This is a genomic window from Acidobacterium sp. S8 (genome assembly GCF_009765985.1).
Classification (GTDB): domain Bacteria; phylum Acidobacteriota; class Terriglobia; order Terriglobales; family Acidobacteriaceae; genus Alloacidobacterium.
The window spans coordinates 336,518-356,885 of sequence record NZ_LMUM01000034.1 but is presented as its reverse complement, the minus strand read 5'-3'; the positions used below and the strand labels follow the sequence as shown (position 1 = coordinate 356,885).

Annotated in this window: 14 protein-coding genes; 5 read left to right on the top strand and 9 right to left on the bottom strand. The window is 55.5% G+C overall.

The window, feature by feature from the left end:
• Nucleotides 1-8 precede the first annotated feature (8 nt).
• The gene (gene fucP, locus GSQ86_RS16720; RefSeq protein ID WP_158751067.1) at nucleotides 9-1,262 is read left to right on the top strand and encodes an L-fucose:H+ symporter permease; all 1,254 of its coding nucleotides are present in this window, start codon (nucleotides 9-11) and stop codon (nucleotides 1,260-1,262) included.
• Here fucP and GSQ86_RS16715 read toward each other — a convergent pair.
• The 3 genes from GSQ86_RS16715 to GSQ86_RS16705 are packed head-to-tail and all read right to left on the bottom strand — an operon-like array spanning nucleotide 1,259 to nucleotide 4,081.
• Nucleotides 1,259-1,897, bottom strand: a complete 639-nt coding sequence (locus GSQ86_RS16715; RefSeq protein WP_158751066.1) for an LUD domain-containing protein — start codon at nucleotides 1,895-1,897, stop codon at nucleotides 1,259-1,261. The two genes, fucP and GSQ86_RS16715, sit on opposite strands and share 4 nt — an antisense overlap.
• Nucleotides 1,890-3,341 (bottom strand): LutB/LldF family L-lactate oxidation iron-sulfur protein, encoded by a 1,452-nt coding sequence (locus GSQ86_RS16710; protein WP_158751065.1) that lies wholly within the window; start codon nucleotides 3,339-3,341, stop codon nucleotides 1,890-1,892. The genes GSQ86_RS16715 and GSQ86_RS16710 overlap by 8 nt, the downstream gene beginning before the upstream one ends.
• Nucleotides 3,338-4,081, bottom strand: a complete 744-nt coding sequence (locus tag GSQ86_RS16705; protein WP_158751064.1) for a (Fe-S)-binding protein — start codon at nucleotides 4,079-4,081, stop codon at nucleotides 3,338-3,340. The genes GSQ86_RS16710 and GSQ86_RS16705 overlap by 4 nt, the downstream gene beginning before the upstream one ends.
• Nucleotides 4,082-4,193: 112 nt before the next feature.
• Between GSQ86_RS16705 and GSQ86_RS16700 the strand changes: the two genes are divergently transcribed.
• On the top strand, nucleotides 4,194-6,929 hold the full coding sequence (locus GSQ86_RS16700; protein ID WP_254062448.1) for a glycoside hydrolase family 3 C-terminal domain-containing protein: 2,736 nt from the start codon (nucleotides 4,194-4,196) through the stop codon (nucleotides 6,927-6,929).
• Here the strand turns inward: GSQ86_RS16700 and GSQ86_RS16695 are convergent.
• From GSQ86_RS16695 to cysD, 5 genes are all read right to left on the bottom strand, one after another.
• Nucleotides 6,894-8,258 carry an alpha-L-fucosidase gene (locus GSQ86_RS16695; RefSeq protein WP_158751063.1) on the bottom strand — a complete coding sequence of 455 codons (1,365 nt, stop codon included), beginning with the start codon at nucleotides 8,256-8,258 and terminating at the stop codon, nucleotides 6,894-6,896. The two genes, GSQ86_RS16700 and GSQ86_RS16695, sit on opposite strands and share 36 nt — an antisense overlap.
• Nucleotides 8,259-8,327: 69 nt before the next feature.
• Nucleotides 8,328-9,170 carry a sulfite exporter TauE/SafE family protein gene (locus GSQ86_RS16690; protein WP_158751062.1) on the bottom strand — a complete coding sequence of 281 codons (843 nt, stop codon included), beginning with the start codon at nucleotides 9,168-9,170 and terminating at the stop codon, nucleotides 8,328-8,330.
• A 14-nt stretch (nucleotides 9,171-9,184) separates the two neighbouring features.
• A complete protein-coding gene (locus GSQ86_RS16685) occupies nucleotides 9,185-9,889 on the bottom strand; it encodes a phosphoadenylyl-sulfate reductase (RefSeq protein ID WP_158751061.1) in 705 nt (234 codons plus the stop codon).
• On the bottom strand, nucleotides 9,873-11,522 hold the full coding sequence (cysN, locus tag GSQ86_RS16680) for a sulfate adenylyltransferase subunit CysN (RefSeq protein WP_158751060.1): 1,650 nt from the start codon (nucleotides 11,520-11,522) through the stop codon (nucleotides 9,873-9,875). The genes GSQ86_RS16685 and cysN overlap by 17 nt, the downstream gene beginning before the upstream one ends.
• Nucleotides 11,522-12,466 (bottom strand): sulfate adenylyltransferase subunit CysD, encoded by a 945-nt coding sequence (gene cysD / locus GSQ86_RS16675; RefSeq protein WP_158751059.1) that lies wholly within the window; start codon nucleotides 12,464-12,466, stop codon nucleotides 11,522-11,524. Before cysD ends, cysN begins: the two co-directional genes overlap by 1 nt.
• 579 nt (nucleotides 12,467-13,045) lie before the next feature.
• On the opposite strand from cysD, the gene GSQ86_RS16670 reads away from it, so the two are divergent.
• Together GSQ86_RS16670 and GSQ86_RS16665 are read left to right on the top strand one after the other, a co-directional pair.
• Nucleotides 13,046-16,213 (top strand): carboxypeptidase-like regulatory domain-containing protein, encoded by a 3,168-nt coding sequence (locus tag GSQ86_RS16670; protein WP_158751058.1) that lies wholly within the window; start codon nucleotides 13,046-13,048, stop codon nucleotides 16,211-16,213.
• A gap of 590 nt (nucleotides 16,214-16,803) precedes the next feature.
• Nucleotides 16,804-18,306, top strand: a complete 1,503-nt coding sequence (locus GSQ86_RS16665; protein WP_158751057.1) for a leucyl aminopeptidase — start codon at nucleotides 16,804-16,806, stop codon at nucleotides 18,304-18,306.
• Nucleotides 18,307-18,473: 167 nt separating this feature from the next.
• Here the strand turns inward: GSQ86_RS16665 and GSQ86_RS16660 are convergent, their stop codons facing one another.
• Complete coding sequence (locus tag GSQ86_RS16660) at nucleotides 18,474-19,037, bottom strand: type 1 glutamine amidotransferase domain-containing protein (RefSeq protein ID WP_158751056.1); 564 nt, start codon at nucleotides 19,035-19,037, stop codon at nucleotides 18,474-18,476.
• Nucleotides 19,038-19,247: 210 nt separating this feature from the next.
• Between GSQ86_RS16660 and pstS the strand changes: the two genes are divergently transcribed.
• Nucleotides 19,248-20,321, top strand: a complete 1,074-nt coding sequence (pstS, locus tag GSQ86_RS16655; RefSeq protein ID WP_158751055.1) for a phosphate ABC transporter substrate-binding protein PstS — start codon at nucleotides 19,248-19,250, stop codon at nucleotides 20,319-20,321.
• Nucleotides 20,322-20,368: the final 47 nt, after the last annotated feature.

Below are 20,368 nucleotides of genomic sequence, written 5' to 3'. Positions count from 1 at the left end.
CGCACCCTATGGCGGTAACGCGCATTTCTTCATCCTCGACGCCGCAGACAGGCGGTCCGCTTACCGAGCGCCGCTATGTGCTGCCGCTGATCCTGATTACCAGTCTCTTTTTTTTGTGGGCTGTCGGCGTCAATTTGAACGACATCCTTATTCCGCACCTGAAGGGCGCGTTTCACCTTACGGACTTTCAATCGTCGTTCGTACAGGTGGCTTTCTTCGGAGGATACTTTCTGGCTGCATGGCCTGCAGGCAGAGTTATGGAAAAGATCGGTTATCAGCGCGGCATTGTCTGTGGATTGTTGATCTGCGCGTGCGGTGCATTTCTATTTATTCCTGCGGCGTCAGTGCGCGAATACGCTGTCTTTTTGCTGGGGCTTTTTGTCATGGCATGCGGGCAGTCGTTTCTTGAGGTTTCTGCAAATCCCTATGTCACATTTCTTGGGCCACCGCAGACTTCAGAGCAGCGGCTGAATGTAGCGCAGTCATTCAATGCAGTCGGGGCAGTAGTTACGCCGATTCTAGGATCGACGTTTATTCTTTCGCGCGCACATGCTGCTCCTGCTGGGTCGGAAGCTGATGTCGTACGCATGCCTTACCTTGTGATGGTTGGCATCTTTGTAGCGATGGCAGTCATCATCTTTCTTTCAAAACTACCGGTGATTCAGGAAGAAACAGCGGAAGAGGAATCGCCTAATTTGCCAGGGATTCTCGCATTTCCGCACTTAATAAAAGGTGTTGCGGCACAGTTCTTCTACATTGGCGCACAAGTAGGTGTTGCCAGCTTTGTCATTCGCTTCGTACAACACACGCATCCGGGAACACTGGACACACAGGCCGCGAATTATCTCAAGCTGCATCTACTGGGATTTATGATCGGACGCTTTGCCGGATCCGCATTGATGAAGAAGATTCAGCCCGCAAAAATGCTAGCCATTTTTGCCGTTGGTTGTGTCGCGTCGGTGTTGCTTGTGATCTTTACGCGAGGATCTTCAGCGCTTGCGGGTATCGTGCTACTGGGATTTTTTCACTCAATCATGTTCCCGACTATCTTTGCGCTGAGTATTCGGCACCTGGGGCCCTATACCAAACGCGGGTCTTCATTGGTGGTGATGGCCATCCTCGGAGGCGCAGTATTTCCTGCCCTGATGGGGCGTATATCCGACGCATCCAATATTCAGGCAGCTTTCTTTGTGCCACTGGTTTGCTATTTATTCGTTCTCTATTTCGCGACTCGCGGATATCGCGTGAAACACGCTGCCTAATCTCTGACCAAAACAATATCGAGAATGCGTGGACCGTGAACTCCACGAATGCGTGTCATCTCAATGTCGGCTGTAGCCGACGGGCCAGAGATGAAGGTGAGCGGCTCTGCTGCAAATTTTTCCAGTACAGCTATTGCTTCCGGTACCGTTTCGACGACCTGGCTCTCAGAAACCACGCAAAGATAGCGGTCGGGCAATAAAGTAATCTGCCGCGACCCTCTGATGATGATGGTACCGGTGTGCGCGATAGCTACTTCGCATTCGGAAATCGCACCTTCGATCGTATTGAGCTGTTCCTTTGTAATTTGAGATTCGCGCACGCAATGAAAATCCGCTGGCAAAAACTGCTGCTTGAAATTGTCCGCTAGTACTGTGGACTTCTGGCTGTGTGTGTTCAGTATTTCGGCAATAGCAGTCGCGATTCCGTCGACGCTCGTCTCGGTGACGTTCGCATCGTATTCATGCAGGCGTTCGATGAACGTCCTGATGATCGAGGCGCGATCCATCGATGCCGACTGCTGATAGGCGCGCTCGATTGCCTGGTACTCGGACGTGCACACCGCTGCATCTGCGGTAGGATTCGTCGCTCTAATCCGGCTGAGAATCGCTTCTCGCGTGTTCGTGGCCTCAGGCATCGGCTTTCTCCTTTGCCACAGCAGATTTCTTGCGATCTCGCCACCAACTACGGAACGATTGTTGCGGCATCGACTGCAAATCGCGTACCGATGTCCAATTGCCGAGCATCCCTGGCAGATGCTTTACCCACCCTTCCGAGACGAATGGCCATTGGCCGATTCGTCCGAGGCGCTGCGCAGCTTCAAAGCGGCGGCGGCTGGCAAAGATATTCGCCATGGCCTTCATCCCCATGGCTTCGATATTCGCTCCGCTCTGCTGCTCTCGTACAACGCGGCCACGCAAGTGAATAAGCACTTCGGGAATATTGATTTTTACCGGGCAGACTTCATAGCAGGCCCCGCATAACGACGACGCATAAGGCAGCGATTGCGAGTGCTGCATATCGAAGAGCTGCGGCGTCAGGATGGCACCGATAGGTCCTGCATAGATCGAACCATAGGCGTGCCCACCAGTCTGACGATAGACGGGGCAGGTGTTCAGGCAGGCTCCGCACCGAATGCAATGCAGCGTCTGCCGTGATTCCGGGTCAGCAAGGATGCGCGTGCGTCCATTGTCGAGAAGAACAATATGGAAATGTTGCGGGCCATCTCCGTCGTGAACGCCCGTCCATAGCGAGTTATAAGGATTCATGCGCTCGCCGGTCGCGGAGCGCGGCAGCAATTGCAGAAAGATTTCAAGATCACGGAAACCTGGAATCACTTTTTCTATGCCTGCGACTGTGATCAGCACATCAGGCAAGGTGAGACACATACGGCCATTGCCTTCTGATTCGACAACGCAAACGCCACCTGTGTCCGCAAGGAGATAATTGGCTCCGCTGAAGCCAATTCCTACCTTCAGAAATTTCTCACGGAGATAGTGGCGGGCTGCATTGGTCAGGTCTTCCGGCTTATCGCCCAACTCAGAAAGCCCCATCGCCTGCATAAAAATTTCGCGCACCTGTTGGCGATTCTTGTGCAATGCGGGCACGACGATGTGTGATGGCTTGTCATGACCGAGCTGAATAATCATGTCGGCAAGATCGGTTTCGTGAGGATGAATGCCATTCGCCTCGAACGCCTTATTGAGACCGATTTCATCGGAGGTCATCGTCTTCACCTTGATGACTTCCTTGCCGCCGTATTGCTTTACCAGATCGACGATGATGCGGTTCGCCTCATCAGCATCGGAGGCCCAATGGACATGGCCTCCAGCAGCGGTGCAAGCAGCTTCAAACTGCAGCAGGTAGTGATCGAGGTGTCGCAGCGTATGTTCTTTGATGGCGCTGGCTGCGGAACGCAGCTGCTGCCAATCGTGCTGCTCTCCCACAACGATGGCACGCTTGTTGGTGATGACATCGGTAGCGTGGCGGACATTCTTGCGCAGCTGCGTATCATCTAACAACGGCAGAGCGGCTTTCTGGAATGACGGCGCTTCGGCAGCTTCACCTACGCGAATGCTCATTGGGTAGCCTCGTCTTCTGTGGAGGCGAGGATTTCTGCAATGTGCACTGTCTTGACGCCGGTACGCTGCCGATGCAATCCACCAAAGATATGCATGAGGCAGGAATTATCGACTGCGGTACAGACTTCAGCACGGGTGTTCTCAACACAGCGAAGCTTATCGGAGAGCATGGCCGCGGAGACATCACCATTCTTCACCGCAAAGGTGCCCCCGAAACCGCAGCATTGATCCACGTTCTGCAACTCCACAAGATCGATGCCGCGCACATTTCGTAACAGCTGCAGTGGCACATCGCCCAGGTGCAGACTGCGTAACGAATGGCAACTGGCATGATATGTAACGCGATGCGGATAATAGGCGCCTACATCTTCCAATCCCAGCTTGTTCACCAGGAGCTCGCTCAGTTCATAAACTCGCGGCAGCAGTGCATTCACTTTCTGGACCAGAGCTGGATCGCCCGCAGCCTCAGCCATTTTCGGGTAATGGTCGCGTATCATCGCCACACAGGAAGAGGATGGGATGCAGACCACTTCCGCGTCTTCGAAGATTTCGACAAAGCGTCGCATCAGCGGCATCGCCTCTGTCTGATAGCCAGTGTTATAGTGCATCTGGCCACAGCAGGTCTGTTCGAGCGGGAAATCTATTTCGTGACCAAGCCGTTCAAGCAGGCGAACTACATATTTCCCGGTCTCTGGAAAGAGCGTGTCGTTGTAGCAGGTGATGAACAGCGAAATCCGCACTACTTTTCCTCGTTCTTGGAGTGGCTTTGCTGGGAGCAGCGTTCGTTAAGAAAATCGCTTTACTAAACCGTATACATCTGTACACTGGTGCGGGAAGTTGCGTGTGATATCTATGAAGATTCGTTTGGTATTGTCGTGTGCAGTTCCGTTTTTTGCTCTCATCATTCTGGCATCCGCAACACATGGTTTCTGCCAGTCTACTCCAGAAAAGCCCGTCTATCTTGATCCATCTCAGCCGACAGAGAAGCGTGTTGCCGACCTGGTTTCGCGGATGACGCTGGAAGAGAAAGTCTCGCAGATGCAGGACAATGCGGCGGCGATTCCGCGACTGCAGGTGCCGGATTATCACTGGTGGAGCGAGGCGTTGCACGGCGTGGCGCGTGCCGGTTATGCCACCGTTTTCCCGCAGGCGATTGGACTCGCGGCAACTTGGGACACAGAGCTGGAGCACGGCATCGCCGATACGATTTCAACTGAGGCGCGGGCAAAATTCAATGCGGCGCAGGCAGAAGGGGACCATAGCATCTATCGCGGCCTCGATTTTTGGTCGCCGAACATCAATATTTTTCGTGATCCGCGGTGGGGACGTGGACAAGAGACCTATGGCGAAGATCCTTATCTGACCGGTCAGATGGGAGCTGCTTTTATTCGCGGATTACAGGGCGACGATCCGAAAGTATTCAAAACGATTGCCACGGCCAAGCACTACGCAGTGCACAGCGGACCGGAATCGACGCGGCACAGCGCCAATATCGATCCATCTCCGCATGATGTGGAAGACACCTATTTGCCCGCCTTCCGCACGGCGATGGTGGATGCCAAGGCTGATTCCATCATGTGCGCCTATAACAGCGTGAATGGCACGCCGGCTTGCGCGAACCACGAACTGCTGGACTCAATATTGCGGCGTGAATGGAAATTCAAAGGATATGTCACTTCCGATTGCTGGGCGGTCACCGATTTCTTTAGCGAGAATGGTCACCACTTTTCACCCGATGCGGCGCATGCCTCGGCGGCTGCGGTGAAAGCAGGTACCGACACCAGCTGCGGCCCGGAATTCGGCGCGCTGGTAGATGCTGTGCATCAGGGTTTGATTGATGAAGCTGCCCTCACTCAGTCGGTTACGCGACTGTTTACGGCCCGCTTTGAGCTGGGACTTTTCGATCCCCAAGGCTCGAATGCTTATTCGCGGATAGCTCCGAGTGAGAATGCAACACCGGCCCACGCGGAGCTGGCGCTAAAGGCCGCGCATGAAGCGATCGTGCTGTTGAAGAACGACCATAACACCCTGCCGCTGGCAAGCACATTAAAGACAATTGCGGTGATCGGACCAAATGCAGAATCACTGACCACGCTGGAAGGAAACTACAACGGCGTGCCGGAGCATCCGGTGACACCGCTGGCAGGATTGCAGCAGGAGCTGGCAGCTAAAGGTACAAAGGTGTTGTTTGCGCAAGGCTCGCCGCTGGTCGCAGAACTACCCGCCATCGTCCCGAGCGGCGCTTTTCTCAACAAGGACGGTCAAGCAGGGGGGCTGACAGCGGAGTACTATTCCGACGCAAACTTCGGCGGCGCGCCAACTACGCAGGAAGATGCGCGGATTGATTTTGACTGGAATCGCGTTGTGCCTCTTCCCGTGCGCGGAGCAAAGAGCTTCAGCGTGCGCTGGAGCGGAAGCTTTCAACCGGTTGCGCCCGGCGATGTTTCCTTTACCGTAGACCACGCAGGTTGCGAGCCACACTGCGCTTCCACATATTCCTATAGCGTTTCATTCGATGGGAAGGAAGTTGCGAAAGATTCGAGCCACGATCCCCACGACTCAGGAAAGCCGCTGACATTTACCGTTCATTTCGATGATGCCCAACCGCATGCCTTCAAGATGGAATATGCGCGCTCGGGGGCAGACTATGGCGCGGGCATCCGATTGAAGTGGAAACCAAATATCGAGCAGCTTCGCCAGCAGGCGGTTCAGTTTGCCAATCAGGCAGACGCTGTTGTTGCTTTCGTCGGACTATCGCCTGAAGTAGAAGGCGAGGAAATGCCGGTGCATGTTCCCGGCTTTTCTGGCGGCGACCGCACAGATATAGCTCTACCTGCCGTGCAGCGCGATCTGCTGGAAGCTCTTGCAGCGACGAATAAGCCACTGGTCGTCGTTCTGCTGAATGGCAGCGCATTGGCCGTAGACTGGGCGAAGGAACACGCCAACGCGATTGTGGAAGCGTGGTATCCGGGACAGGCCGGAGGCACAGCGATTGCAGATGTACTGACGGGAGCGGTAAATCCTGGTGGGCGACTCCCGGTGACGTTCTATCAATCTGTGGATCAACTGCCCGCTTTCGATAGCTACGCCATGGAAGGCCGCACGTACCGCTACTTCCGGCAAAAGCCGCTCTTTGGCTTTGGCTATGGATTGAGCTATTCGAAATTCGTTTACAAGAATCTCCGTCTTTCGTCAGGGAAGCTGAGTGCGGGAACAACGCTGCATGTGACGGCTGACGTAGAGAATACAAGCGCGATTGCGGGCGATGAAGTAGCGGAGCTTTACATTACGCCGCCTGCTGCGCCGGGTAATCCAAATCATTGGCTGGCGGGTTTCAAGCGCATCCATGTGGAACCACATCAAATTGCACATGTCAGCTTCGATTTAGATTCCCGACGCTTGAGCCTGGTGGATGCGCAGGGCCAGCGTGCTGTGACGGCAGGCAACTACAAGGTGTTTGTTGGTGGAGCGCAGCCTGGTGATACAGATTCCGGCGTAGAGCAGAATCTTACGATCACCGGGATTCAGAAGGTAGATGAGGCCGTTGCCGACTCAGGGCCGTCTTCCGTCGGGATTGTCAGAAAATAACTGAAACTCGCGGATGTGCGCCTCGCTGGTGGTCGAGAGCAGGTTGAGGCGCACGCGCTGCGCGGTTACGGGCCGGAAGATATCAATCTTCTTGTGACCAATAGCCTGAGCTTCCACGATGCGCTGCCACGCTCCGTCTTTGTAGATTTCTATCGCGTATTTCTGGATGTGCTGGCCATCGTTGAGCCATTCCATTGACAGGGCGCGATCGAAGGTGACAGGTTTCGCAAATGTAACTTCTACGGTTGCATGATGTGAACCCGGCGGCGACGACCAGAATGTCTCTGGATCATTATCGATTGCGGCGGACTCATCAGCTGATGCAGGCTTCGCATGCTCATCAACGATGAGGTTGTGGCTGTAGAGCCGTTTGATTGCATCACCGAACTCTTTGAGGCGCATCACATCCGCTTCGGGTAGGCGACCCGTGTTATCTGGCGCGATACCAAGCATCAGTTGTCCGCCATGTCCCACCGTGTTGTTGTAGACCTCGACTAGCTCGCTGACGCTCTTGAGAGTCGCTTCGTCATTCGGATGCCAAAACCAATGTAGCTTGTGCAAAGGCGTATCTGCTTCAATGGGACGCCAGCGCAGATAACCTGCGCGATCGATCACGTTCCAGTCTTCGTAAGAGATACTGCCGCTTTCGGTTCCTACCCAACGCAGATCCGCATACTTGAAGAGTGCGACATCAGCGAAGACCATCGTGTTCGGTTGATACGTACGCAGCTCGTCGATGATGCTGTCAAAGTCATATTTGCGTCCGGCACTGCCGGCTCCATCAAGCCAGAACTCGATTAAATCTCCATAATGCGTAGAGAGTTCGTCGAGCTGCTTCAGGTAGTACTCGTCATAAGCTTTGGGGTCTTTGTACTTCGGCTCATGGCGATCCCAGGGCGAGAGATAGACCCCGAACTTTAAGCCATTCGCTCGTGCAGAATCCGCAGCCATACGCACCAGGTCGCCCTTACCGTTCATCCAGGGGCTGCTCTTTACGCCGTAGTCTGTCTGCTCGCTGGGCCAGAGAGTGAATCCATCGTGATGTTTCGCGACCAGCACAGCATATTTCGCCCCGGCAGCTTTGACGGCTTTCATCCACTGGTCGGTGTCGACGTTCGAAGGGTTGAACACTTTCGGACCCGCCGTGCCGTCACCCCATTCGCGATCGAGAAAAGTATTTGTACCGAAGTGGATGATGACCCCGATCTCGAGGTCCTGCCACGCCGTTTGCTGCGGGGAAGGTTTGATGTCGATTGCGTTTTGCGCGGAGACCGAAGCGGCAAGAGCCAGAACAGCGGCGGATAACGGACTAAGCAGGAATGTTTTCAAGAGCAATAGACTCCGTTTACAGACTAAAACCTTTGGAAGTCCAGTATGCCGAAGAAACGCTGCTGTGCGCTACGGTTTTACGATTTTGAGAGGGTGCAGGAGAGCATGTTGAGTAGTCGGAACGGACGCGAGATGGTTCTCCCGCGACTGCGCACCGATATGAAGATGCACGGCCTGATAGCAGAATTGCACGCCAATCATCAGCAGCCATGCTGTCAGAACCAGTCGCAGCTTTTTATTTGGCAGGCGTGGCGCGGCAACACTTCCGGCGATCGCGCCAAGAAGCCCACCCACCAGCAATTTCAATAACAACGTCGAATCGAGATTCTGGCTGAGAAGATGCAGTCCCCCGCCCACTAGCGAGAGGCAAAGACCAAAGGCAAGATCTGTTCCCACGATCTGCGTCGTACTGAGCGTGGTAAGTCCCAGTAAAGCGATGGTGCCGAGAGCTCCTGCCCCTGAAGAAGAAAAACCCACCTCCGCGCCGATGGGGAGCATCAGGATTGCCAGCCATCTAGGACGATTGCGCTCAGCCTGGGAAAGGTGCTTTCCGCGAAATGTTCGATAGAGATGCCATCCGGAAGAGGCAACAATAATGCTACCGAGCGCGGCATAGAGAATGCTTTCATGGCCATGCTGCACAACGCGGCGGAAAAGCCACACGCCAATCAGCACCCCAGGAAGACCCCCGAGCAACATGTAACCCACTGCGCGATATACCACTTGTTTTCGCCACATCTGGATAGGGACAACGATCAGCTTCACGATTGCGGAATAGACGAGAGCTGTTCCAACGGCGAGCGGGAGCGGCACGTGCAGAAAAAGCACGAGGATCGGCGCAGTGATAGTGCCTGCACCTACTCCCGTGACTGCGATCGCGAACGCGATGAAAAACCCGATGGCCAGTTCCATGACTATCCTTAGCGCTACTGCGCCTGAATGTGAATGCCGCACTCCTGTTTACGGCCCGACCAGCGGCCTGAGCGCGGATCATTTGGATCGGACGGCAGACTGGTGCAAGGTTCGCAGCCGATGCTGGAGTAGCCCTTGTCATAGAGCGGCAGCAGCGGAATTCCATGTTCCTGCGCGTAATACCAGACGTCACGCGTGCTCCAGTCGGTGAGCGGGCTGATCTTCAATAACTGCTTGCCGCCCGGGAGTGTGAAGTGATCGAGCGCCTGCATCAGTGCGCGGCTCTTGGCCTGTTCGCGGCGCATGCCTGTGAACCAGGTTGCGTATTCTGCCAGCGCAGCGAATAGCGGTTCTACCTTGCGGAGCTTGCAGCACTGGTCCGGAGCGCTCTGATGCAGGATCCCGAATTGCGCTTCCTGCTCAGGCACACTCTGGCGCGGCGTCAGGTTGATGAGGTTCAGGTTCCATGCGGTCGCCAATTCGTCACGATACGCATAGGTTTCCGCGAAGTGATAACCAGTGTCGAGAAACAATACCGGCACATCCGGATAGATTTCGCGCACCATGTGCAGCACGATCATGTCTTCTGCCTGAAAACTGCAGGTAACGCATTCGCCGGGCGAACCATTCACATGCGCTGCAACGAGAGATCTCGCTGCGCTGATCTTTTCTTCGAGACCAGGCACAATGCTCGTGCTCGCTTCAGAACTCACTGTCATCCCGATCAGCTCCCTTCTTCATCTGCTCAACTGTTCGAAGAACGTCTTCCACATCTGTAAGCTGCTGCAGCGATTGCGTAGTAAATTGACTCGCGTTATTGAGCGTGATGATCTCTACCTGCGATTTTTCCGGAGTGTAGACGAGCACAATCAAGCCGGCGTGCAGCAACGTGCGCCATACCTCTGGCTTTTGCACGCGCGTCACGACAACATCTTCACCGGATGCCAGCAGCGATTTTTCTAGCGCGGGTATGAGTTCGGCTTGCGGCAGAGATATCAACGCGCCTTTGTTTTCCAATCCCTGCGATGTTTTGGCCGGCTGCGCGTTGCGAATCATGCCGGCACCGACCGTTGCATTGTTCTGCGCATCGATGAGAATAAAACTGCCGGTGATTCGATTGTCCCGATAGGCATCCACCATGAGCAGACGGCTTGTCCTTATATGAACTTCGCCGATCTCATTCAGTTCAAGCGCCTGAGCCGGATGTTGTGCCAGCGTTTCCACATCTAAACGATGCGTCAGTTTCAGATGTGCCTTCACCGTCTGGCTCGCGTGTTTCAGCAGATAGGTTTTGCCGGCTGTGAATGGCTCCGCATGCAGCCATACGAGCGAAGCGGTAAATTCTGTGGAGATGGTTGGCGCGTTACCTTCATGTGCGATCAGGTCACCGCGGCTGATGTCGACTTCATCTTCGAGCGTGAGCGTGACTGACTGTGGAGCGAATGCGCTTTCCAATTCCCCGTCGAAGGTATGAATCGCCTTGACTCGGCTTGTTCTTCCAGAAGGCAAAGCAACGATGGCATCGCCGGGCTTGATCGTGCCTGATGCGATCTGTCCGGCGAATCCGCGAAAGTCCTGATTGGGACGGATGACGCGTTGTACCGGCATCCGAAATGGCGCGTATTCCAAGTGCTCCGCAATCGGAACAGATTCGAGATGCTCCAGCAGCGTTGGCCCTGAGTACCACGGAGTGCGCTCGCTGGCGATTACAACATTGTCGCCATCCAGTGCGCTGATGGGAATGCAAACCAGATTTTGAATTTCCAGTTGTTGCGCGAGAGCCTGCAGGTCGCGCTGATGTTTCGCGAAGACCTCCTCGGAAAAATCGACCAGATCCATCTTGTTGATGGCGGCGACAACATGGCGGATTCCGAGAAGCGAGGAGATGAAAGCGTGGCGGCGGGACTGCGTGAGAATGCCCTTGCGCGCATCGACCAGGACAATGGCCAGCTCAGCGGTAGAAGCACCCGTAACCATGTTGCGTGTGTACTGCTCGTGACCGGGCGTGTCAGCGATGATGAATTTTCTTTTCGCCGTGGCAAAGAATCGATAGGCAACGTCGATGGTGATTCCCTGCTCGCGCTCGGCGCGCAGGCCATCGGTAAGCAGCGCGAAATCGATAGACGTGCCATCGCCGGTATTACTGCGCGTGACTGCTTTCACCTGGTCTTCGTAAACACTGCGCGAATCGTAGAGCAGCCGTCCTATCAGCGTTGACTTGCCGTCATCGACGCTGCCTGCCGTAGTGAAACGCAAAAGATCTTTCTGCTGTTCGGCAGCGAGAAAGTCTTCGATTTCGAATGGCTCGGCCGCATCGCGCAAATCATCGAGCACGGAGGATGCATGCGTCATCAGAAATAGCCCTCGCGCTTCTTAATCTCCATCGAGCCATCCTGATCGTGATCGATGATACGGTTGGCGCGTTCCGACGAGCGAAACGAGATCAACTCGGCAATAATCTTCGGCACGGTGTCTGCGTCTGAACGGATAGCTCCCGTGCATGGGCTGCAACCCAGCGATCGCAAGCGGCAACGTACCCACTGCTCTTCGCCCGGCAGTCCCTTAACGAAGGGCTGCTCGACAGGAATCAGGCTATCGCCACGCACCAGCATGCGACGCTCCCGCGCAAAATACAGCGGCACGATAGGAATGTTTTCGAGATGGATGTAGTGCCATATGTCCAGCTCAGTCCAGTTTGAGAGTGGGAAGACACGGATGCTCTCGCCCGGACCGATGCGACTGTTGTAGATATTCCACAACTCAGGCCGCTGGTTCTTTGGATCCCACTGTCCGGCACCGTCGCGGAAGGAAAAGATGCGCTCTTTTGCGCGTGATCGTTCCTCATCACGACGTGCTCCGCCGAATGCCGCATCGAAACCGTGAGCGCGGAGCCCGTCAAGAAGTGCTTGTGTTTTCAAAAGTCCGCAGCAGCGTTGCGTTCCCAGAGCTACGGGATTTGCGCCGCCAGCCAGTGCCTCTTCGTTCCGCCATACCAGCAGATTCAAGCCGAGTTCACGCGTGTAATTGTCGCGAAACTCCAGCATCTCGCGGAATTTGTATCCGGTATCGACATGTAGGAGCGGAAACGGAATTGGCCCGGGGTGAAACGCCTTTTGCGCGAGGCGCAGCATTACCGACGAGTCCTTGCCGATGGAATAGAGCATCACCGGCTTCTGAAACTCGGATGCGACCTCACGAATGATATGAATGCTCTCGGCTTCCAGCATCTGAAGATGAGTAAGCCGCCCCTGTGAAGCTATGGGTGCGGGAGGCGGATTGTAGACTGCTGTAGCCATGAGCTATGAAGCTCCCCTGTATGCTTTTGGACAATTGAGGCGGGAATTAAAAACCCACGCTCAGAAATGTCTGGCCGTGGGTTGATGTGTATCTAAGCTGACTGGATAGTGAGAATTTCTATCGACAGTGCTTACACCCTCGCCGACATGCGCTGATGTCATAACAACAGCGACACTCGATTCGACAGGCGAAGGTACAAAGCGTGGAAGCCATGTGCTATTTAGAATCTCGCATCCCGGGGCCGCTGTCAAACTGTGCCATTGACCGTTGCGAGCATTCCTCATACACTACGAAACAATGACTCGCGTCTACCAGACCGCATGTTGTGGCTGTTGCACAGGCAACTGTTGCGCCCGCACGTGCATGCACGCGAACTAGCTTTCATAAGAGCTTCGTTTTCAAAGCAGCCGCCGGGCAATCTCCTGGCGGCTTTTTACTTCCTCGGTGAAAACATGGGTTTCAGATCTTTTCAACTCGTATTCCCTGCAGGCGTCGATCGCGACTCCCTGTGTTGTTGTTGATCTGCCGCCTCTTCTCTTTTCACAAATCACAATGCAGCAACTTTTTGGGGAGTATCTATGGAGCGCGGACATACACGCGTACTTGTAATTCTTTTATCAGCGCTTGCTGCGGTATTCACCGTCAACGCTCGAGCGCAGATTGTTGGGGCCTCCATTATCGGCACAGTCCGCGATGCTTCGGGCGCCAGCATTCCGCAAGCGACGATCACAGTACGAAATCTCGAAACAGGCGCGGAACGCCGGGTCGCGAGCGATGCTTCAGGGCACTATGCAGCGCCATCCGTTCCCGTCGGCAACTATGAAGTCATAGCGCAGAAAGACGGCTTCAGCACACAATCGCGCAGCGGCATCAGCCTGGTGATTGGCCAGAGCGCTGTGGTTGATCTCTCGCTGGCAGTGGGCTCAGTGCATGAGGATGTGGCTGTTACTGATGCGCCGCAGACGCTGAATCCCACGACACAGCAGATTTCCGGTCTCGTAAGCGAGCGCCAGGTGAAGGAGCTTCCCCTCAATGGCCGCAGCTTCGATGAGCTGATTACTCTCAATCCCGCTGTAGTGAATTACACCGGCCAGCGTTCCGGCGCGGTTGGAACGACCAATTCTTCGCCGGGCAATATGTTTGCTGTTGCCGGTCACCGTCCGCAGGACAATATCTTCCTGCTGAACGGTATTGAGTATACCGGGGCTTCGGAGATCAACGTCACTCCCGGCGGTGTGAGCGGACAGCTGCTGGGTGTCGATGCGGTGCGCGAGTTCAACGTCGTCTCCGACGCTTACGGCGCGGAGTATGGCAAGAGAACCGGCGCGCAGGTTAGCATCGTGACTGCGTCGGGCACAAACAAGCTGCACGGCAGCGCCTTTGAGTTTCTGCGCAACAGCGCTCTTGATGCGCGTAACTACTTCGACCAGAGCGATATTCCCATCTTTCAGCGCAACCAGTTTGGCGGTTCGCTTGGCGGACCGCTGGTGAAAAATAAACTGCTGTTGTTCGGCAACTACGAAGGCTTCCGGCAAAATCTTGGCTTGTCGAACGTGACGCTGGTTCCGGACAACGCGTCTCGCGCGCAGGCCGTACCCAGTGTGCAGCCTCTACTGGAGCTATGGCCGGTCCAGAATGGGCCGGAGCTTGGCGGCGGCATCGCTGAAGCATTCAATCATCCGCTGCAACGCATCCGCGAGGACTTTGGCACGACGCGGCTCGATGACAATATCTCCGCGAAGGATTCTGCATTTGCGGTTTACACGATTGACGACAGCGCGGCAAACACTCCTACCATCAATCCACTCAGCTCGGTGGACACGAGCCTGCGCGAGCAGGTGCTGAGCGCACAGGAGCAGCACATCTTCACCTCGAACATTCTGAATACCTTCCGCTTCGGCTTTTCTCGCGGCGGGTATTTCTTTACCGGCGAGACGCCGGTCGATCTTCCCGGCTGGGTTGCGGGGAAACAGATCGGCGCCGTCGTCATCGGCGGCGGTACGGCGTTGAACGGTGCTTCGCAGATCAGTCTCGGCGGCACCAATGCGGGCAGCAACCTTCGCGCGGTTCGCAACCTGTTCACGTGGGACGACCATGTGTATATTTCGCATGGTCGGAACCAGCTGGAAGCTGGGGTCTGGTTGCAGCGGCTTCAGTCGAACAGCAATCTCGCGCAGTATCAGTATGGCCAGGCTTCTTTTGGCAGCCTGAGCGCATTTCTGAAGGGCTCTGTCTCCACCTTTACTGTCATTCCCTCGCCTACGGAACTCGGCTGGCGATCGCTCGAAGCTGCGGGCTTCGTGCAGGACACGTTGCGGCTGCGGTCAAATCTCGAGCTGCGGCTTGGCTTCCGCTTCGAATCGACAGACGGCTGGAACGAAGCCCAGGGACGCGCTTCCAACTATGTCTTCGACGACAACGGCGTGCTGGAGACGCAGCCGCATGTCGGCTCGTCCGCCTTCGCGGACAACCGCGCGAAGTTCATGCCGGAGCCACGAATTGGTGTCGCGTGGACGCCTTCGCAGAAGGGCGGCACGGTGGTTCATGCGGGCTTCGGCGTTTATCGCGCGCTGCTCGACAGCCTCGACTACCGGCTCGACCAGAATGCTCCTTTCAATACGACGCAGAGCATCAAGAACGTTGCCGTGTCGTCGCTCAACTTTGTTCCCGGCGAGCCTGCTCCGGCTAACAGCAAGGTTTCGCCCAGCGGCATTCAGCCGAATGCGGATACACCGACGCTGCTGAGCTGGTCGCTGAATGTGGAGCAGCAGATTGCACCCGGCATCTCCCTTACGCTCGGTTATCTCGGTTCGCATGGCTATCACCAGATGCTATCCGAGGACGTGAACGAGCCGATTCCTACGATCTGCCCGGCTTCGCCGTGCCCAGTCGGTCTGGCTGCCGGGACGGTCTACTATCCCAGCGGAGCACCGCTTGCCAATCCCGCGCTGGCCAACAGTACGACCTGGATCTCAGAAGGCGTGAGCTCTTACAACGGGCTGATTGTCGATGTGAACCGGCGCTTTAACAATGGGCTGCAGCTTCGCGGCGTTTATACCTTCTCGAAAAATCTCGATAACGGTACAGCCTGGAACAGCAGTGTGGGGGCGAATGCGCCCGGATTCGTGATGTATCCGGCGGAACCGGGTCTTGATTACGGTCCGGCGAATACCGATGTGCGCCATTTGGCTGTGCTTAACGGCACGTATGACCTGCCTTTCGGACACGGAAAGCCATGGCTTGCCGGATTATCGAACTTCGGAGAACGGGCCGTAAGTGGCTGGAGCACCAGCGCTATCGTCAATCTGCAAACGGGCCTGCCATTTACGCCGCAGCTTGGCTTTAATCCGTCGAATAACGGCGACAGCCGCAATCCGGTCCGTCCTTCGGTTAATCCCGATTTTCGCGGAAAGATTGTCGAAGGCGGAGCTTCACAATATTTCAATCCTGAGGCGTTTATCGTGCCAGTTTCCGGCACTTATGGGAATCTTGGACGCAATACGCTGACCGGACCTGGGGTTTCCGAGCTCGATCTTTCGCTGCGCAAGAACACGGCTATCTCGGAAAAGGTAAACCTGCAATTCCGCAGCGAGTTCTTCAATATCCTCAACCACACCAACTTCGGGACGCCGAATACGGTGGTTTATTCGTCGGCTTCGTCCACGCCTTCGCCTACGGCGGGGGTCATTACGACGACCGCTACAACTTCCCGGCAGATTCAGTTTGGGCTGAAGTTGCTGTTCTGAAGGGACGGGGGTCAGCTACCCCCTCCCCCCTCCTTTTTTCTTCCGGCTCTATATTTTTCAATCACTTAGCGGGGGATGACCCCCCGACAAACCCATGATTCTAAATAGGTTAACTTGCTTCTATTGTTTTCAATCACTTAGCAGGGGGTCTGAATTGGCTCCGTTTCTGGTTCGCTATTTCCAGTGTAGCGTTTTAGGGCATAATTCTATGCCAATTGTCGTTGCGACGAATTTATTGCATTTTCAAGGAGTTGTGGAAGATGATGGTAGAAATTGCTTGACACGGTTGCGGGGCTTATTTTTGGAGGCTGGCTGAAAGGGTCCTGCGTTTTCGCTATCGAGACATCCTCTGGATTCTTCGTCGCTGTGCTCCTCAGAATGACGCTCTTTGGAGGGATGGGGGCGTGGCTTGTTCTTTGTTGAAAGCTGGTTGAAAGGGTTCTACTTCTTCGCTATCGAGGTATTCTCTGGATTCTTCGTCGCTACGCTCCTCAGAATGACGCTCTTTGGTGGTTGACGAGGTGCGATTTCAGTCTGCGACTTCCCGGCTCTCGATGCCGGATCTGAATCTGAAGCCTTACACTGGAGGCATGAAGACCACCTTCCAGACCGGCGATGCCGCCGCTATTGAGACCGAACTTCTTGTCGTTTTTTCGACCGATGCAGCCACAGGCAAAGACAGCAAACCCGAAATCTCGCTCCTGACGGGCGAGGAGGCGTTGCAGAAGGCAGCTTCCGGCGTTCTCACCACGGGTGAATTTGCGAGCGGAAGCAATGAAACCGTTCTGCTGCATGCTCCGGCGGGGCTGAAGGCGAAGCGCCTGCTGGTGGTTGGGCTGGACAAGCAGGCGAAAGCTGCGGCGCATGATGTGCGCAAGGCGGCTGGAACCGCCGTCCGTTTGGCTAAGCCGCGCAAGCTGCGTGAGCTTGCCATCGTGCTTCCGAATACCTTTGACGCCGCTGCAGTCGCTCGCGCCGCGGTAGAAGGCGCATTGATCGCCGATTTCGATCCGGATACCTACCGCAGCGATCGCAAGGACCAGAGCATCCAGTCTCTGGCGATTGTGGCTGCGGAGGGCATCGATAAGAAAGCTGCTGAAAGCGGCTTTGAGGAAGGCCGGATCATCGGCGAATCGCAGAACTTTACCCGCACGCTGGTGAACGAGCCGGGAAACCGCATGACGCCGACGATTCTGGGGCAAAAAGCTGCGGAAATGGCGCAGGAATTCGGCCTGAAATGCGAGGTTTTTGGCGCGGAAAAGCTGCATGAGCTGAAAATGGGAGCCTTCTGGAGCGTCACTCAGGGCTCGGATGAGCCGCCTGCTCTGATTGTGATGGAGTACACGCCGGAAAATGCGCCAGCGGACGGGCCGGTACTGGGTTTGGTGGGCAAGGGCATCACGTTCGATACGGGCGGCATTTCGATCAAGCCCTCGGACAACATGGAGAAGATGAAGTACGACATGGCCGGGGGTGCGGCCATGATCGGAGCGATGCGCGCCATCGCTCAACTGAAGCCTGCGGTGAAAGTGATCTCGATTGTTACGGCTGCAGAGAACATGCCTTCGGGCAAGGCTTTCAAGCCGGGCGATGTGGAAATTGCCATGTCGGGCAAGAGCATTGAGATCATCAATACGGATGCGGAAGGGCGGCTGGTGCTGGCGGATGGGCTGGCTTATGCGCGTCAGCTGGGGGCGACCCACCTGATCGATGCGGCCACGCTCACGGGTGCCGTGGCTGTGGCTCTGGGGCAGATCAATGCCGGGGTCTTCTCAAACGATGAGGATACTTACGAGCACTTTGCCGGCGCGCTGGCGAAATCCGGGGAGCGGTTCTGGCGGCTACCGCTCGATGAGGAGTATCGCGAACAGATTCGCTCGGATATTGCCGATATTAAGAATACGGGCGGACGTTATGGCGGGGCTATTACGGCGGCTATGTTTCTGAAAGAGTTTGCGGAGGATACTCCGTGGATTCACCTTGATATTGCCAGCATGGCCTGGCTGGATGATGCGAAAGCCTGGACGGCCAAGGGTCCGACCGGGGTTGGGGTAAGAAGTATTGTGGAGTGGGTGAGGAGTTACGGAAAGTAGTTTATCCCTGGTTTTTCTCTAGTTCACGAAACAGATCGTCCGGCTGTTTTTTCGGATCCCACCCTTTCGCAAAATGCGCGAAAGGATGGGGCACCCGGGTTTCTTCTTCATCGTAAAAACTGAGGGCTGCGCATGAGCGCAGCCCTCAACCGTATACCCAATTATTTCTAAGAGGCGGCCTTCAGGTGTTTGCCATCGGCAATTTCCTCGATCACCTTTTTATTGAAGGCGGGGAGATCGTCCGGCTTCCTGCTGGTGATGAAGTTGCCATCCACAACCACTTCTTTATCGACCCAATTGGCTCCGGCGTTCTTCAAGTCGGTCTTGAGGGACGGCCATGAGGTGAGCGTGCGTCCTTTGACCACTCCTGCTTCGATTAAAGTCCACGGCCCGTGACAGATGGCTGCTATCGGCTTGCCGGCTTGGGCGAACTGCTTCACAAAATTGACGGCTTTCTCGTCCATTCGCAGATTGTCTGGATTGGCGACGCCGCCCGGGAGCAGCAGCAAGTCGTAATCTGCCGGTTTGGCGTTTTCGAGCGTTTTGTCGACCTTTACCGAGTCGCCCCAATCTTTGAACTTCCATCCGCGGATTTCTCCGGACTTGGGCGAGATGACATCTGTCGTCGCACCAGCTTGTTCGACTGCCTTCTTGGGTTCGGTAAGCTCAACCTGTTCAAAGCCATCTGTGGCCAGAATTGCGACTCTCTTACCTTTCAGGGTTTGCTGCATGCCGACTACCTCCACTTCTTTTTTGGCATACCATGAGAAGTTTTACGTGCTCTGGTAAGTAGGAAGGAGATGGCGGCGGAAGCGTTGCCAGCTCGCGGCAGGGAAATGGGCCAAAGTGAATGTGAATATTTCTTGAAAATATGATGGGGAGGCATCCGGGGATGTCTCGGCAACAACTGACGGGTATGTACTGTAGGAGGAGGATTTCGCGTGCAAGGTTCTACTTTTACAATGACCCAGAAATTTGCGGCGGCTGCCGCTACGCTCGCCGTGGTTGCTTTTACCGGCTGCAAACCTAGCGGTCCGGAAAACATTCAGCTCTCGGGCGCCGGGAGCACCTTTGTCAATCCTGTGATGACGCGCTGGACGTCGGATTATTCAAAGGTTCACACCAATGTGCAGATCAATTACCAGTCCATAGGCTCGGGTGGGGGCATTCAGCAGGTGAAGGCGGGCACGGTGGATTTTGGCGCCTCCGATGCTGCGCTGAACGATCAACAGCTGGCTGCGATGAAACCGGTGATCCAGTTTCCCGAGTCCGCCGGTCCTGTCTGTCTGACTTATAACCTGCCGGATTTGAAAGACCCGCTGCAGCTTTCACCTGAAGCGCTGGCAGGCATCTTTCTGGGCACGATCAAGAGCTGGCAGGATCCGTTGATTGCGAAGGACAACCCTGGAGTGACACTGCCGAAGGTGAATATCGTGGTAGCTCACCGCGCGGAGGGCAGCGGCACGACCAACATTTTCACTACTTATCTGGCTGCTGTGAGCCCGGAGTGGCAGTCGAAGGTGGGCAAGGGCAATTCGGTAAACTGGCCGGTTGGACTGGGCGGCAAGGGCAGCGAGGGTGTCACGGGAAATATTCGGCAGTCTCCGGGAGCAATTGGCTATGTGGAGCTGACCTACGCGCAGCAGAATCAACTGCCGGTGGCGAAGGTAAAAAACCAGGCTGGCGAGTATGTTTCTGCTACGGCAGACGCCACGACGGCAGCAATCAATGCTTTCAGCAGCCAGTTGGCGCAAGACCCGCGGACTCCGATTGTGAACCCGCCAGCTTCAGCGAAGGACGCTTATCCGATTTCGGGGCTGACGTTCCTGATTATTCCGAAGGATGGTCCGGGTAAGGATAAGCGGGCTGCGCTGAAGGGCTTTGCGCAGTACATCATTACGGATGGGCAGGCCACGGCTGGGAGCTTGAATTATGCTCCGCTGCCGGATGGGGTGAAGCAGTATGACCAGCAGCAGTTGCAGCTTATGACTGCGGATGGTCAGCCGTTGCAGTAGATGCTTTCCCACCCTTTCGCAAAAGGCGCGAAAGGATGGGGCACCCA